This is a genomic window from Bacillus sp. AY18-3 (assembly GCF_008042305.1).
GTDB lineage: Bacteria > Bacillota > Bacilli > Bacillales > Bacillaceae_G > Bacillus_A > Bacillus_A wiedmannii.
Genome location: NZ_QKQR01000027.1, coordinates 142433 through 157460, shown reverse-complemented (window position 1 = coordinate 157460; position 15028 = coordinate 142433). Strand labels below are relative to the sequence as shown.

Genomic DNA, 15028 nt, shown 5'->3' with positions numbered 1-15028 from the left:
ATAATGGATAATAATCAACCACCGAATATGATGCCATATCAAATACCATACCAACAGCCTATGATGCCGCAAAATCCGTATTATCAACAACAAAATCCATATCAAATGCCATATCAGCAAGGAACACCGTTTGGACCGCAATATACGTCTATGCCAAATCAAAATATGATGCCAATGGATAATAATATGCCACCGCTCGTGCAAGGAGAGGAAGATTGTGGGTGCGGAGGAGAGAGTAGGCTATATAGTCCTCAACCTGGAGGACCACAATACGCGAATCCTTTATATTATCAACCAACTCAATCGGCATATGCGCCACAGCCAGGAACGATGTATTATCAACCAGATCCACCAAATGTATTTGGGGAGCCGGTTTCAGAAGAAGAGGACGAAGAGGAAGTTTAAAAAAGGCGGGATTATTCCCGCCTTTTTGGTATGTAGAGTCGTTCTGAAAATGGAAGATTTACATCAAATGTTAGAAAATCCCCAGTGAAATATTAACAGTGTAAAAACCTTCTCTGTTACTCATCATAAGAGGGAGCTTTTCAGAAGAGAAGTTCATTCTAACAGAGGGGGTTTTTGTATTGAATACGAAAGTAAAAGTGATTGCTGCTTCTTTGTTAGTTACCAGTGCATTAGCTGCATGTGGTACACCAAAAGATAACAATGCAATGGATGGACGTAACTACAATTACGAGCGTACATCTTATAATGATACACACCAGTATCGTGATAATGTAACGCGTAACGATCGTTATACAGATTACGTAACATATAGAAATGGTCGTAACGATACAGGATATAACAATTATTACCGCGATGTAAATTACAACGGACAAATTGCTAATCCGCATCCAACACGTAATATTACAATGAACAATTCATACATTAACAATGATGGTAAAACAGCAGAAAAAATAACAAATCGTGTAAAGCGTATGAATAACGTAGACCGCGTGTCTACAGTTGTATATGGAAACGATGTGGCGATTGCGGTAAAACCGCGTAATCCAGTATCGAATGAAACGGCACTTGCAAACGAAGTTCGTCAAGCCGTTGCAAATGAAGTTGGAAACAGAAATGTATATGTTTCTGTAAGAAATGACATGTTTACTCGTGTCGATGCAATGAGTACACGCCTACGTAATGGTACAGTTACAAACGATTTTAATCGTGATATAGGGAATATGTTCCGAGACATTCGTTACGGTTTAACTGGTACTATGCGATAGCAAAACAAAAGAGGAAGGGGTAGCCCTTCCTCTTTATTCATCGTTGTCTTGTAAACGACGTTTTTTAATGAAATAACTAATGGAATAAGAAATTAAAAAGCATATAAAGAAAATACTACCTGTTAGAATAGCCTCAAAGAGAGGTCTTTCTGGACTGAAAATGATATAAATAATGGCTATAATAGTTCCTGCAATAAGAGAGCGTAAAATAATTTTGTAATAAGGAGTTAACTTTATATCCTTTTCGCCTTCTTCTACATCGATAGAAACGCTTAACTGTAAATAACTAAGTACGATACTTGTAAGGATAAATAATAACCATAATGGAGATTTCGTAGTTTGATCCATTCCTTCAGTGAATCCGATATATCCTAAAATGCCAATTATACCAAGCGATTGAAAAAGAAAGGCAATACGTATGTTTTTTAATGTTTTCAGAATGAGACGTTCATCCTTTATTTTTTTCACAATATCCATCTCCTGTTTATTATGATTTCGCTATTATATTAATTGTAATATATATATTGCATTTATCAATTTATAATTTACACGAAGTTCGTTTGAGTAAAAGAGGAAATAAAATATTTTTATAAACATGTTGCACTTATACTTTATTAATGTTATATTAGCAAAGCGATGAGCTAATTTACGTAAGACGAGAGATATGCTTAAGTGCTAAACACGCGAATGTGGTCGCCTGGTCTTTCGCCGTAAACGCATCAAGACGCCTGCTTTGCAGGCGTCTTTCATTTTATATAAAAACAAATGCTAATGCAGATAAAGATAAAACTTTATCTGCATTTTTTTATTTTCGAGAGAAATGTAATATGGTCATTTATATGGATAAAACCTCCATTTCCGGAAAAACTACTAATGAAAGTTTGATCTTGCCTAAAAGAGGTGAACGGAAATGAAATGGATACTGATTACGATGCAAGCTTTCGTTATGATGTTTTGTTTCGTTTATGAAACGAATGTGAAGGCGGAAGGGCCAGTACCAGAAGTAACAGAAAAAGAGCCTGAAGTTACAATTTTATTAGAGCGAATGTATGTTGATGGAGAAGTAAGTGAGGAAATCTTTACAGAAAAAGTAGCGGACTTAGAAAAGTTTTTACAGCAGTATAAAGAATGGCAGCTCGTTGATCGTGATGATGTACAAATTGTATTACAAAAGAAAGTTGATGATATTTCTCCGTTATTAAAGACGAGCGGTTATTTTGGTGTGTCAGAGGAAGGGATATTACAAATTTTCAAAGGTGTACCGAAAAGTGATAATGCGATTCATTCCTTCTTTCAAATTGATATGAAAAAGCTTGAGAGCTATGAGCGTGCGAAGTTGAAGCGTGGTATTCGTATTAAATCAAAAGAAGGTTTTGTGAAGACGATTGAAAAAATGAAGCAATACGCAGTGCAAAATAAGAAAAAAAGCAGCTCATGGTGAGCTGCTTTTTTTACTTGTTTTTATCTAAAATTTGTTTTGCGATTTCATCAATTAGCATATCTTTTCCGATTGGATTGAAAGCTTTCGTATTGAAGAGTTCATTTGATACTTCATATACGTGATTGTTTTTAACTGCTTTATTGTCTTTCCAAACGGCACTGTTTTTGTAGTCTTCGTAAACTTTATCAGTTTCGCCGCCAAAGTTTACAATAAACATTTGATCAGGTTGGAATGCAACAAGACCTTCTAACGATACTTGTGCCATCGTTTGTTTTAAATCTGTACCTTTTGTTGCTGGAAGTTTTAAGTCATTAAAGATGATGTCACCGTATCCGAAGCTACCGTATACACGGAAGTTTTGTGGTGTAACTGCGACGAACATAAAGTTCTCATCTTTTGTTTTTTCTTTAATTTTTTTAGATAAAGAGTCTGCTTTTTTATCGTAGTCTGCAATCCATTTGTCTGCTTTCTTTTCTTCGTCAAATAGTTTACCTACTTCTTTAAACTTACCGCGCCAGTCTTCTAAGTTTGTTTCTAAAACAACTGTTGGTGCAACCTTTTCTAATTGATCATAGATCTTCAATTGACGATTATTTAAAATAATTAAGTCTGGTTTTAATGCAGTAACAGCTTCTAGATCAACTTTAGGTGCCCAGTACCACCCTACTGCTTTTACTCCGTCTAATTTTTCTGTTAAATGATTTTGGATTTTATCTTTATATGTGTTTGCTGTACCAACAGGTTTGTGTCCAAGAAGTAATAATTCTTCTGTTGATCCAGACAGGTCAACAATTCTCTTTGGATTTACTGGAATTGTAGCTCCCCCTTTAGCGTGTTTTACAACTTTTGTTTTCAGTTGTTCTTTCGCTTTCGATTCTTCTTTTTGAGAAGAACAGCCAACGATAGAAAGAACAACTAGCATAATAGTAAATAAAATAAATAGCTTTTGTTTCATCCTGATGTAACCCCTTTAATTAATATTGATAATCATTATCGACTTCTGTATATTAAGGTGCTTCATACTTTCTGTCAATGGAAAATAACAGAAGTTTCAAATAGGGAACATTTGTTGGGGTAGTCTCGCTTTTCTATCATTAAATATGTTAAAATGGAATACATGATTTAAGAGGGAGAGATCGTATTTTGTTTGAATATGTTACAGGTTACGTGGAGTATGTAGGACCGGAATATGTCGTAATTGACCATAATGGAATTGGTTATCAAATTTTCACACCAAATCCGTATGTATTTCAAAGAAATAAGCAAGAAATCCGTGTCTATACATATCATTATGTGAGAGAAGATATTATGGCACTTTACGGGTTTAAAACACGTGAAGAGCGTTTATTATTTACAAAGTTGTTAGGTGTGTCTGGTATTGGACCAAAAGGCGCTCTTGCAATTTTAGCGTCTGGTCAAACAGGACAGGTCGTTCAAGCGATTGAACACGAAGACGAGAAGTTTTTAGTGAAGTTCCCGGGCGTCGGAAAGAAAACAGCACGCCAAATGATTTTAGATTTAAAAGGAAAACTAGCTGATGTCGTGCCAGATGCATTTGTTGATTTATTCTCAGACACAGAACGTTTTGATGAGAAGAAAGGTTCATCAGTTGAGCTTGATGAGGCGCTGGAAGCTCTGCGCGCACTTGGATACGCAGAACGAGAAGTTTCTCGCGTTGTACCAGAGTTATTAAAAGAATCATTAACGACGGATCAGTATATTAAAAAGGCACTTAGTCTTTTACTAAATGGTAAGAGGTGAGTATAATGGACGAACGTCTCCTTTCAGGGGAATCTGCATATGAAGATTCGGATTTAGAATATTCATTACGGCCACAGACGCTCCGTCAGTATATTGGCCAAGATAAAGCGAAACATAATTTAGAAGTGTTTATTGAAGCAGCGAAAATGCGTGAAGAAACGTTAGATCATGTGCTTCTATATGGACCACCAGGACTTGGTAAAACGACGCTTGCCAATATTATTGCCAATGAAATGTGCGTAAATGTTAGAACAACTTCAGGTCCAGCAATTGAAAGGCCGGGAGATTTAGCAGCTGTATTAACAGCACTTCAGCCGGGTGATGTATTATTTATTGATGAAATTCATCGTTTGCATAGGTCAATTGAAGAAGTGTTATATCCTGCGATGGAAGATTTTTGCCTTGATATCGTAATTGGAAAAGGGCCATCAGCACGGTCTGTACGTTTAGATTTACCGCCATTTACATTAGTTGGAGCAACGACCCGTGCGGGGGCATTATCAGCGCCGCTTCGTGACCGTTTCGGTGTACTTTCAAGATTAGAGTATTACACAGTAGATCAGCTTTCTGAGATTGTTGAACGTACAGCAGAAGTATTCGAAGTTGAAATTGATTCGTTAGCCGCACTAGAAATTGCAAGACGTGCTCGTGGTACACCTCGTATTGCGAATCGTTTATTACGACGTGTACGAGATTTCGCACAAGTTCGTGGTAACGGAACGGTTACGATGGAAATTACACAAATGGCGTTAGAACTACTGCAAGTAGATAAATTAGGTCTAGATCATATCGATCATAAATTACTGCTTGGTATTATTGAGAAATTCCGTGGTGGCCCAGTCGGATTAGAAACGGTTTCGGCAACGATTGGAGAAGAATCTCATACGATTGAAGATGTATATGAGCCATATTTATTACAAATTGGCTTTTTACAACGAACGCCAAGAGGCCGAATCGTAACGCCGCTTGCATATGAGCATTTCGGAATGGAGATGCCAAAAGTATGACGGAGATGCCAAAGCTGCTTATTACAGCTGGTATTTTGCTCATTGTTGTTGGATTAGCTTGGAAGTTCATAGGAAGGCTTCCAGGCGATATTTTTGTGAAAAAAGGTAACGTTACCTTTTATTTTCCTATCATTACATGTATTGTGTTAAGTATTGTATTATCTTTTATTATGTATATAATAAATCGATTTAAATAAGAAATAGGTGGATATAGTTATGGATATTAATCTGTTTGATTTTCATTTACCAGAAGAACTTATTGCACAAATCCCATTAGAAGATCGTGAAACATCAAGATTAATGGTGTTAGATCGTGAAACAGGCGATATTGAGCATAAACATTTTACAGACATTCTTTCTTACTTACATGAGGGGGATTGCTTAGTTTTAAATGAAACGAAAGTTATGCCTGCTCGTTTGCACGGTGTGAAAGAAGATACAGGCGCGCACATTGAAGTACTTCTTCTAAAACAAGAAGAAGGCGATAAGTGGGAAACGCTTGTTAAGCCAGCGAAACGTGTAAAAGAAGGAACTGTTATCTCTTTTGGCGAAGGGAAATTAAAAGCAACTTGCATAGGAACTGCAGATCAAGGTGGACGTCATCTTGAATTTTCATATGACGGCATCTTCTATGAAATTTTAGATGAACTTGGGGAAATGCCACTTCCTCCATATATTAAAGAGACGCTAGAAGATCGCGATCGCTATCAAACAGTATATGCGAAAGAAATCGGTTCAGCAGCAGCGCCGACTGCGGGACTTCACTTTACAGAAGAGTTACTGGAGAAGTTAAAACAAAAAGGCGTCGGGTTAGCTTTCATTACACTTCACGTAGGACTTGGAACATTTAGACCAGTTTCTGCAGATACGATTGAAGAACACCATATGCATGCAGAATATTACCATATGTCTGAAGAGACAGCTGCGTTATTAAATCGCGTGAAAGAGAATGGTGGACGTATTATTACGGTAGGTACGACTTCAACTCGTACGTTAGAAACAATTGCGACAGATCATGACGGTAAGCTTTGTGCTGCTTCTGGATGGACAGACATTTTTATGTACCCAGGTTATGAATTTAAAGCAATTGATGGTTTAATTACAAACTTCCATTTACCGAAATCAACATTAATTATGCTTGTAAGTGCATTTGCAAATAGAGATAATGTACTTCATGCTTATAATGAAGCAGTAAAAGAAAAATATCGTTTCTTTAGCTTCGGTGATGCAATGTTCGTTGCATCTCACGCTAAAATGGGAAACAAATAAAAGGAGTAAATTATGACAGCAATTCGTTATGAATTTATTAAAACTTGTAAACAAACAGGTGCCCGTTTAGGACGTGTACATACGCCGCACGGTTCATTTGATACACCAACATTTATGCCAGTTGGTACACTTGCAACAGTTAAGACAATGTCACCAGAAGAATTAAAAGCAATGGATTCTGGCATTATTTTAAGTAATACGTATCATTTATGGCTACGCCCAGGTCACGAAATTATTCGTGAAGCAGGTGGTTTACATAAATTTATGAACTGGGATCGTGCGATCTTAACGGACTCTGGTGGTTTCCAAGTATTCAGTTTAAGTGACTTCCGTCGTATTGAAGAGGAAGGCGTTCACTTCCGTAACCACTTAAATGGAGATAAATTATTCTTATCACCAGAAAAAGCGATGGAAATTCAAAATGCATTAGGATCGGATATTATGATGGCATTTGATGAGTGTCCACCTTTCCCGGCTACTTTTGAATATATGAAGAAATCTGTAGAACGTACAAGCCGCTGGGCAGAACGTTGTTTAAAAGCGCATGAACGTCCACAAGATCAAGGTTTATTCGGTATTGTACAAGGCGGAGAGTTCGAAGAGCTTCGTCGTCAAAGTGCAAAAGACCTTGTTTCAATGGACTTCCCTGGTTACGCTGTAGGTGGTTTATCTGTAGGTGAACCGAAAGATATTATGAACCGTGTACTTGAGTTTACAACACCACTTCTTCCAGATAATAAGCCACGTTACTTAATGGGAGTAGGTTCTCCCGACTCGTTAATCGATGGTGCAATTCGTGGTATTGATATGTTTGACTGCGTACTTCCAACTCGTATCGCTCGAAATGGTACATGTATGACAAGTGAAGGCCGTCTAGTTGTAAAAAATGCGAAATTTGCAAGAGACTTCGGTCCGCTTGATCCAAATTGTGATTGCTATACATGTAAAAATTACTCTCGTGCGTACATTCGTCACTTAATGAAATGTGATGAAACGTTTGGAATTCGTTTAACGTCTTATCACAACCTTCATTTTCTGTTAAACTTAATGGAGCAGGTGAGACAAGCTATTCGTGAAGACCGTCTTGGCGATTTCCGCGAAGAATTCTTTGAACAGTATGGCTTTAATAAACCGAATGCTAAAAACTTCTAATACATAATTTAAAAGGAGGAACAAAAGATGAATCCAGGTATGATGAATATCGTTATGATCGTTGCGATGTTTGCGATTTTCTATTTCTTATTAATTCGCCCGCAACAAAAGCGTCAAAAAGCAGTTGCTCAAATGCAAAATGAGTTAGCAAAAGGTGATGCTATCGTAACAATCGGTGGTTTACACGGTACAATCGAATCAGTAGATGAGACGAAAATCGTTATTAAATCTGGTGGTTCACACTTAACTTTCGATCGTAATGCGATTCGTGAAGTTGTGAAAAACTAATGAGAAAGGCCCTGCATGAAATGTGCAGGGCCTTTTTTAGTTGTTTTGTTTTGACATATTTACCCCGAAAATACCACCGAGTGTACTCGCGCCCATTAATGCTAATTGATAAAGTAACTGGGAGTTCGATAAAGTTTGAGAGAAGCCTAAATAGTTAACTAGAAAAACAAGTATAGCGAATGTAAGACCTGTTGTGAAACCTACTAGCCAACCTTTCCCTTGTGCTTTTTTGCCGGCAGTAAATCCGGATATAAGCATAGATAAAAGAGCTAGTATAAAAATAGTAACGGCTAATGTCTCTTCAGTCATATCTGTAAACTTTAATAAAAGAGCCATAACCATGCTAATAATTGATGCAAAAATTAATAAGGTAATGATACCAAAGCCGATTGCGGTTGATAATTTTTTCGTTCCATCCATTTATACATTCCCCCTTTTTAATACAAGCATATTTTCTTTTTGCCCAAGTTAGACTAGTTTATTTTTTATAGGGGAGTCTATACGTAAAAAAGGAGATGTAGAAATGGAATGGGTATCAATCATTGGCCGGACGATGCTTTTGTATATCATCATATTAATTATTTTTCGTCTTATGGGTAAACGTGAAATTGGAGAGTTAAGTGTATTAGATTTAGTCGTATTCATTATGCTTGGGGAAATGGCTGTAGTCGCAATTGAAAATACCGATAAATCACTTTGGCACCAATTAGTTCCGATGACTTTTCTTATGTGTATACAGATTATTTTGTCAGTCATTTCATTAAAGTTTCAACGATTTCGGCATTTAATAGAAGGTGAGCCGGCTATTCTTGTAAATGCGGGGAAAATTGATGAAAAGAAGATGAGAAAGCAGCGTTATAATATAGATGATTTATTGATGCAATTAAGGGAGCAAGGAGTTGGAGATATCCGAGATGTAGAATACGCTATTTTAGAACCATCTGGGAAGTTATCTGTCTTTCAAAAACAAAAAGGTAAACAGGATACATTGCAGTTTACTCTTCCTCTTATTATTGATGGAGAAATTCAATTGAATCATTTACAAATGATTGAACATACAGACGAATGGCTCATTGGAAAATTAAAAAACTTAGGTTATAACGATATCACACAAATTTTATACTGCAGCTTTCAAAACGGACAATTTTTTGTTGATTTGAAAGAAAACTAGAGGCTTACTATATGAAATAGTAAGCCCGTTTACTTCAAAAATGAAAGTTTTCGAATGATTGGAAGTCGACTTAACTCTTCTTTTCGAATGAGTTTGAAAGTGAAGAGGAGGATAATATAAACGATTGTTGTTAAAGTGATTTCCCATAATGTTTGTACGCCGAGTGAATGAGAGAAAATTATATATTTATGAATGTAAAAACCGAAAGCGCCTGCAATACCGATAGCAAGTCCGCCGAAAATGTAGTCTTTTGCGTAAATGGTAAATGTAATTTTCTTTAAAACAGTAGCGTAATGAAGGAATGTTACCGTCACTATATTTGCTGCAATTGCAAGGGCAACCCCCATCATTTGAAAATCTGGCCTTGAAGCTAGTACAAAAATAACGATTAATTTCACGATGGCGCCAATAAATGTATTCATCATTGCAGCTCTTGCTAAGTTTAAAGCTTGTAAAACAGAGGTAAGTGGACTTTGAAAGTAATGAAATAAAAAGCAAGGTGCAAGAAGCTGGATAAATGCTGTTGCACTATCCGATCCATACATAAGAGTTAAAATAGGAGAAGCGAATACGTATAATATAACGACTGACCACCCACCAGTAATTAATGAGATCCGAAGAGCTTGTTGGAGGCGGTGTTCCACTAATTTATGCTGTCTTTTAGCCATCGCTTCACTAATAGATGGAACGAGTGCTGTAGAAAGAGCGTATGTAATAAAGGCTGGCAGTGATAGAAGTGGGAATGCATAACCGTTTAATATACCGTATTGCTGAGTTGCGACAGAGGCAGCAACTCCGGCAATCGCTAAGCTTTGCATAACAACGATAGGTTCAAAAAAATATGAAACGGAACCGATTAAACGACTTCCTGTAGTTGGAAGGGCAATATCCATAAGAGAATAAAATGTACCCTTGCTCTCCTTTACAGTAGTGAAAAATCCAGAGCGTATAGATAAATGTTTTTCGCGCTGGAATAAAGTGAGTAAAAATAATAACGATGCAACTTCACCGAGAACGGCTGATAACATAGCGCCAGCTGCAGCATATTCTACACCGTAAGGTAAAAATAACTGAATGCATATAGCGATAATTGTAATGCGGACAACTTGTTCTATAACTTGAGCATAAGCGCTAGGTTTCATATTTTGTTTCCCTTGGAAATAACCGCGTAAAACAGAAGAAACAGCAATAACAGGAACGACAGGTAAAATGGCCATTAATGGATAGTACGTTCGTTCATCAGTTAATAATGTTTTTGCTAAAATAGGTGTGAGGAGCATAATTCCAATTGTTAAAATGATACTAATAACGGATGTAACAGCTAATGATACTGTTAATATTTTTTTAACTCTTTGTTTATCGTTCACAGCTTCCGCTTCTGCTACAAATTTTGCGATTGCGACAGGAAGGCCGATTTGTGTTAATGTAATTGCTAGAATGAATGTAGGAACGGCCATCATATAAAGGCCAACACCTTCTTCCCCTAAAATACGTGCCATTACAATCCGGTTAATAAATCCAAGGATTTTGGTAATAAATCCGGCTATCATTAAAATAAATGCGCCTTTTAAAAAGCTTTGTCTCGTCATGGTCTTCTCCTACCTTCTCAAAATCAGTGGAATGATTTACAATAATTTATATGCACGTATGAGACAAGAATGACAGGCATTTAAGAGAGTGAAGTATGAGAGTGCTCTTGAAAGTAGTTATTGCTGTCCATTAGAGCGGGATTAAAAGCGACTTTTCGTGCTGAAATAAGAAGGAGATGTTTATGTATGTTAGAAAAAGAGGCTTTGGTAGAATCATACCGCGGACAGTTACAAGTCGTTTTAGAAAGCAAAGTAGAAGAGTTTCACATGTTCGGTTATGACCGAGTAACAGATGATGATATTTGGAAGTTTCTTAAAGTGAAGAAGTGGAAAAAAATAAACGGTGATGTTAGATTATATGAATTAGTAAATGATGTATTAAGAGTAAGTACTAATGAATATATGAATTATTTAACTGTTGAAGCATATCAAGCGCCACTTTGGTCATTTGATGAATATGAAAATAAATAACCGACTGCAATTGGTTTGTTCTTCCTTTTGCAGTATAATGATAGGTATTGATAATGAGGAAATAATTATGTCTAAGATTATATATAAAGGGGGTAGTGAAGAGAAAAAATAAATAATGAAAGTGTAGGTATTGTGAAAAACTTACCGACACAGCTAGTGATGAACTAGCAAAATTATAGAAAGGAAGTCTACTAACTAGGCGTATGCACACGTGTAAAAGTAAATCGTAAGAGATTTATTTAAAGTGTTAGTAGCAGAAAGAGGGTACATATGGCAAAGCGTGGTACGAGAATTGCCGCCTTTTTCCTCATCGTTTTATTAATCGGTGGAGTAATTGGTGCGGCAGGAAAAGACATAGCAAAAGGAATTAGTCTAGGACTAGACCTTCGCGGTGGTTTTGAAATTCTATATGAAGTAAAACCAGCCAAAAAAGGTGATAAAATCGATCGAGACGTACTTGTAAGTACAGTAGGCGCTCTTGAAAATCGTGTCAATGTTCTCGGTGTAAGTGAGCCGAACATTCAAATCGAAGGGCAAGATCGAATTCGCGTACAGCTTGCTGGTGTACAAGATCAGCAAAAAGCACGTGAAATGTTATCAACACAAGCGAAATTAACATTCCGTGATGTAGATGACAACCTTCTTATGGACGGAACGGATTTAAAAGGCGGCGGAGCGAAGCAAACATTTGATGACCAAGGCCGTGCGAGCGTAGGTCTTACACTAAAGAGCGCTGAAAAATTCCGTGAAGTAACTGAAAAAATTTCAAAAATGCCACCACCAACGAATTTAATGGTAATTTGGCTTGATTTTGAAGAAGGAAAAGATTCATACAAAGCAGAATCTGCAAAACCGAATCCGAAGTTCTTATCAGCAGCAACAGTAAGCCAAGTGTTTAATCAAGCTGAAGTATCTATCGTAGGTGGAAACTTCACAGTTGAAAGTGCGAAACAACTTTCATCTTTATTAAATGCAGGCGCACTTCCTGTTGATTTAAAAGAAATGTATTCAACATCAGTTGGAGCGAAATTTGGTCAACAAGCGTTAGACCAAACGATTTTCGCTAGTGCGATCGGTATCGCTCTTATTTTCTTATTTATGCTTGTATATTACCGTTTACCAGGTCTTGTAGCTGTAATTATGTTAGGTCTATACATTTTTGTTACGCTACTCGTATTTAACTGGATGCATGCGGTTCTTACATTACCAGGCATCGCAGCGTTAGTGCTCGGGGTAGGTATCGCAGTTGATGCGAATATTATTACGTACGAGAGATTGAAGGAAGAGCTGAAAATTGGTAAGTCAATGATGTCAGCATTTCGTGCGGGTAACCATCGTTCATTAGCGACAATTTTAGATGCAAACGTTACGACTCTTGCAGCTGCAGGTGTGTTATTCGTATATGGTACAAGTTCAGTACAAGGGTTTGCAACAAGTTTAATTGTAAGTATTTTAGTCGGTTTCGTTACGAACGTATTCGGTACTCGTTTCTTACTAGGTTTACTTGTAAAGAGCCGTTACTTCGATAAAAAACCAGCATACTTTGGTGTGAAACAAAAGGATATTATTCCGTTAACAAAAGGTGTAGTACATCCACCGACAAGATTTGATCGTATTAACTTCGTAAATATCGGTCATAAATTCCTTGTTTTCTCGATTGTAGTTGTAATTGCAGGTGCAATTATTCTACCAATTTTCAAATTGAATCTTGGCATTGACTTTGCGAGTGGTACACGTATCGACTTGCAATCAAAACAAGCACTTACTGTATCGGATGTTCATAAAGATTTAAAAGAATTAAAAATTGATGTAAAAGAAGAAGATATTGTACCAACTGGGGATGACAATAAAGGATTCGCGGTTCGTACTTTAGGAGTTTTATCGAAAGATGACATTGCGAAAACAAAGACATTCTTCCATGATAAATATGGTACAGAGCCAAATGTAAGTACAGTTTCACCAACTATTGGTAAAGAAATTGCACGAAATGCATTTATCGCAGTATTAATTGCTTCTGCGGTTATCATTTTATACGTAAGTATTCGATTCAGATTTACGTATGCGTTATCTGCAGTACTTGCATTATTACATGATGCATTTGTTATGATTGTTATGTTTAGTATTTTCCAATTAGAGGTAGACTTAACGTTTATCGCTGCGGTATTAACAATCATCGGTTATTCTATTAATGACTCAATTGTTACATTTGATAGAAACCGTGAATTATACAAACAGAAAAAACGAGTTCGCGATATAAAAGACTTAGAAGAAATCGTAAATGCGAGTATTCGCCAAACGCTTGGCCGTTCGATTAACACCGTATTAACAGTGTTATTCCCGGTAATTGCGTTACTTATCTTCGGTAGTGAGTCACTACGTAACTTCTCGTTTGCGTTACTTGTTGGATTAGTTGTAGGTACGTACTCTTCTGTTTTCGTCGCTTCTCAAATTTGGTTAATGCTTGAAAACCGTCGTTTGAAAAAGGGAAAAAATAAGAAAAAGGTTGAGAAAGTAGAATCTGAACCGCAAGTATAAAAAAGATGATGTCTCTTTATGAGGCATCTCTTTTTTCGTTTGTGGATACAATAAGATAGCAACTTTTTAGCAGAAGGGATATGGGGAAAACTGGTGTTGTTATCACTGTTTTTGTTACAATAAAAAGATAGGTTAAGAAAAGAAGGGATTTTAATTATGGAAAAAGATGAACGTTTTAAACAGGCCGAGTTTGGTGCTATTGTCGGGATCGTTGGTAATATTATATTAGCGATTGTAAAGGCGGTAATTGGTTATATTGGGAACAGTAAAGCGCTATTAGCGGATGCCGTGCATTCTGCATCAGATGTAATTGGTTCACTAGCTGTATTGTTTGGATTGCGAGCAGCGAAGCAACCGCCCGATGAAGATCACCCGTACGGTCATGGTAAAGCGGAATCGATTTCAGCGATTATTGTTGCAGTATTATTATTTATTGTGGGAATCGAGATAGCGATTTCGTCTATAAAAGCTTTTTCGCAGGAACTAGAACCACCGAAGGGAATTACGATTTTTGCTGTTGTTCTTTCAATTATCGTGAAAGAAGGAATGTTTCAATATAAATTCCGATTAGGGAAGAGGGTAAATAGTGATGCAATTATTGCAAATGCATATGAACATCGTTCGGATGTATTTTCTTCAATTGCAGCTTTAATCGGTATTTGTGCAGCGATTATTGGTGGTAAGCTCGGGTTAGATTGGCTTGTATATGCCGATCCAATTGCAGGATTATTTGTTTCACTTCTTGTTGCAAAAATGGCATGGAGTATTGGGGCAGAAGCAATTCATGCAACGCTTGATCATGTTCTTCATGAGGAAGATGTTGTTCCGCTTAGAGAAGCAGTACTTCAAATAGATGGTGTGAAAAAAATCGGTTCTTTATATGCAAGGGAGCATGGTCATTACGTTATTGTCGATATTAAAGTTTCTGTAGATCCATACATTACTGTAGAAGAAGGGCACCGCATTGGAAAGCATGTGAAAGAAACGCTTATGGAACAAGATAACGTACAAAATGTGTTTGTACATATAAATCCGTATTCTCCAAATTAAACATTATTAACATTTTAGTATATAGATATCGCAGCGTAGTTTGCATTATATTGTCACCCCTT

16 protein-coding genes and 1 pseudogene are annotated in these 15028 nt (G+C 36.8%); 13 read left to right on the top strand and 4 right to left on the bottom strand.

The genetic code is table 11. The features are described from left to right. Both DM800_RS21935 and DM800_RS21930 read left to right on the top strand, forming a co-directional pair. Nucleotides 1–405, top strand: a pseudogene (locus DM800_RS21935) (peptigoglycan-binding protein LysM); the annotation flags it as partial. 179 nt (nucleotides 406–584) lie between these two features. Beyond that, nucleotides 585–1232, top strand: coding sequence for a YhcN/YlaJ family sporulation lipoprotein (locus tag DM800_RS21930; RefSeq protein ID WP_048565738.1), 648 nt, complete (start codon nucleotides 585–587; stop codon nucleotides 1230–1232). 33 nt (nucleotides 1233–1265) lie between these two features. Here the strand turns inward: DM800_RS21930 and DM800_RS21925 are convergent, their stop codons facing one another. After that, nucleotides 1266–1709: a branched-chain amino acid ABC transporter substrate-binding protein gene (locus DM800_RS21925; protein ID WP_137012184.1), complete on the bottom strand. Its 444-nt coding sequence runs from the start codon at nucleotides 1707–1709 to the stop codon at nucleotides 1266–1268. A 433-nt stretch (nucleotides 1710–2142) separates the two neighbouring features. Between DM800_RS21925 and DM800_RS21920 the strand changes: the two genes are divergently transcribed. Continuing rightward, a complete protein-coding gene (locus DM800_RS21920; protein ID WP_087985316.1) occupies nucleotides 2143–2673 on the top strand; it encodes a BofC C-terminal domain-containing protein in 531 nt (176 codons plus the stop codon). A 10-nt stretch (nucleotides 2674–2683) separates the two neighbouring features. Here the strand turns inward: DM800_RS21920 and DM800_RS21915 are convergent, their stop codons facing one another. Then, nucleotides 2684–3628, bottom strand: a complete 945-nt coding sequence (locus tag DM800_RS21915) for an iron-hydroxamate ABC transporter substrate-binding protein (protein ID WP_147787573.1) — start codon at nucleotides 3626–3628, stop codon at nucleotides 2684–2686. Between the two features lie 188 nt (nucleotides 3629–3816). On the opposite strand from DM800_RS21915, the gene ruvA reads away from it, so the two are divergent. From ruvA to yajC, 6 genes are read left to right on the top strand one after another with little or no spacing between them, the layout of a single operon-like run. Then, on the top strand, nucleotides 3817–4434 hold the full coding sequence (gene ruvA / locus DM800_RS21910) for a Holliday junction DNA helicase RuvA (protein ID WP_088064464.1): 618 nt from the start codon (nucleotides 3817–3819) through the stop codon (nucleotides 4432–4434). Between the two features lie 5 nt (nucleotides 4435–4439). Next, nucleotides 4440–5441, top strand: coding sequence for a Holliday junction branch migration DNA helicase RuvB (gene ruvB, locus DM800_RS21905; RefSeq protein ID WP_088064463.1), 1002 nt, complete (start codon nucleotides 4440–4442; stop codon nucleotides 5439–5441). Continuing rightward, nucleotides 5438–5638, top strand: coding sequence for a DUF2905 domain-containing protein (locus DM800_RS21900; RefSeq protein ID WP_000138162.1), 201 nt, complete (start codon nucleotides 5438–5440; stop codon nucleotides 5636–5638). Before ruvB ends, DM800_RS21900 begins: the two co-directional genes overlap by 4 nt. 19 nt (nucleotides 5639–5657) lie before the next feature. Continuing rightward, a complete protein-coding gene (gene queA / locus DM800_RS21895; protein ID WP_087985314.1) occupies nucleotides 5658–6710 on the top strand; it encodes a tRNA preQ1(34) S-adenosylmethionine ribosyltransferase-isomerase QueA in 1053 nt (350 codons plus the stop codon). A 12-nt stretch (nucleotides 6711–6722) separates the two neighbouring features. Then, the gene (gene tgt, locus DM800_RS21890; RefSeq protein WP_000125362.1) at nucleotides 6723–7862 is read left to right on the top strand and encodes a tRNA guanosine(34) transglycosylase Tgt; all 1140 of its coding nucleotides are present in this window, start codon (nucleotides 6723–6725) and stop codon (nucleotides 7860–7862) included. A 27-nt stretch (nucleotides 7863–7889) separates the two neighbouring features. Then, nucleotides 7890–8150, top strand: coding sequence for a preprotein translocase subunit YajC (yajC, locus tag DM800_RS21885; RefSeq protein WP_001068064.1), 261 nt, complete (start codon nucleotides 7890–7892; stop codon nucleotides 8148–8150). 36 nt (nucleotides 8151–8186) lie between these two features. Here the strand turns inward: yajC and DM800_RS21880 are convergent, their stop codons facing one another. Beyond that, complete coding sequence (locus DM800_RS21880; protein ID WP_000349129.1) at nucleotides 8187–8570, bottom strand: TIGR04086 family membrane protein; 384 nt, start codon at nucleotides 8568–8570, stop codon at nucleotides 8187–8189. Between the two features lie 103 nt (nucleotides 8571–8673). Between DM800_RS21880 and DM800_RS21875 the strand changes: the two genes are divergently transcribed. Beyond that, a complete protein-coding gene (locus DM800_RS21875) occupies nucleotides 8674–9321 on the top strand; it encodes a DUF421 domain-containing protein (RefSeq protein WP_000455380.1) in 648 nt (215 codons plus the stop codon). A gap of 29 nt (nucleotides 9322–9350) precedes the next feature. Here the strand turns inward: DM800_RS21875 and spoVB are convergent, their stop codons facing one another. Then, nucleotides 9351–10910: a stage V sporulation protein B gene (gene spoVB / locus DM800_RS21870; RefSeq protein ID WP_087985313.1), complete on the bottom strand. Its 1560-nt coding sequence runs from the start codon at nucleotides 10908–10910 to the stop codon at nucleotides 9351–9353. Between the two features lie 186 nt (nucleotides 10911–11096). Here spoVB and DM800_RS21865 point away from each other — a divergent pair, with 186 nt between their 5' ends. The 3 genes from DM800_RS21865 to DM800_RS21855 all read left to right on the top strand — a co-directional run bounded on the left by DM800_RS21865 (nucleotide 11097) and on the right by DM800_RS21855 (nucleotide 14966). Then, complete coding sequence (locus DM800_RS21865; RefSeq protein ID WP_000890214.1) at nucleotides 11097–11381, top strand: post-transcriptional regulator; 285 nt, start codon at nucleotides 11097–11099, stop codon at nucleotides 11379–11381. Between the two features lie 270 nt (nucleotides 11382–11651). Beyond that, nucleotides 11652–13916 (top strand): protein translocase subunit SecDF, encoded by a 2265-nt coding sequence (gene secDF / locus DM800_RS21860; RefSeq protein WP_147787572.1) that lies wholly within the window; start codon nucleotides 11652–11654, stop codon nucleotides 13914–13916. A 156-nt stretch (nucleotides 13917–14072) separates the two neighbouring features. Then, entirely contained in the window at nucleotides 14073–14966 is an 894-nt protein-coding gene (locus DM800_RS21855; protein WP_048541414.1) for a cation diffusion facilitator family transporter, read from the top strand. Nucleotides 14967–15028: the final 62 nt, after the last annotated feature.

Bases quoted from the DNA above. Each gene is read 5' to 3' on its own strand.
- ruvB (WP_088064463.1), top strand. From the start codon at position 4,440: ATGGACGAACGTCTCCTTTCAGGGGAATCTGCATATGAAGATTCGGAT.
- secDF (WP_147787572.1), top strand. From the start codon at position 11,652: ATGGCAAAGCGTGGTACGAGAATTGCCGCCTTTTTCCTCATCGTTTTA.
- DM800_RS21900 (WP_000138162.1), top strand. From the start codon at position 5,438: ATGACGGAGATGCCAAAGCTGCTTATTACAGCTGGTATTTTGCTCATT.
- DM800_RS21875 (WP_000455380.1), top strand. From the start codon at position 8,674: ATGGAATGGGTATCAATCATTGGCCGGACGATGCTTTTGTATATCATC.
- yajC (WP_001068064.1), top strand. From the start codon at position 7,890: ATGAATCCAGGTATGATGAATATCGTTATGATCGTTGCGATGTTTGCG.
- DM800_RS21855 (WP_048541414.1), top strand. From the start codon at position 14,073: ATGGAAAAAGATGAACGTTTTAAACAGGCCGAGTTTGGTGCTATTGTC.
- spoVB (WP_087985313.1), bottom strand. From the start codon at position 10,910: ATGACGAGACAAAGCTTTTTAAAAGGCGCATTTATTTTAATGATAGCC.
- tgt (WP_000125362.1), top strand. From the start codon at position 6,723: ATGACAGCAATTCGTTATGAATTTATTAAAACTTGTAAACAAACAGGT.
- DM800_RS21925 (WP_137012184.1), bottom strand. From the start codon at position 1,709: ATGGATATTGTGAAAAAAATAAAGGATGAACGTCTCATTCTGAAAACA.
- DM800_RS21915 (WP_147787573.1), bottom strand. From the start codon at position 3,628: ATGAAACAAAAGCTATTTATTTTATTTACTATTATGCTAGTTGTTCTT.
- queA (WP_087985314.1), top strand. From the start codon at position 5,658: ATGGATATTAATCTGTTTGATTTTCATTTACCAGAAGAACTTATTGCA.
- DM800_RS21920 (WP_087985316.1), top strand. From the start codon at position 2,143: ATGAAATGGATACTGATTACGATGCAAGCTTTCGTTATGATGTTTTGT.
- DM800_RS21865 (WP_000890214.1), top strand. From the start codon at position 11,097: ATGTTAGAAAAAGAGGCTTTGGTAGAATCATACCGCGGACAGTTACAA.
- DM800_RS21880 (WP_000349129.1), bottom strand. From the start codon at position 8,570: ATGGATGGAACGAAAAAATTATCAACCGCAATCGGCTTTGGTATCATT.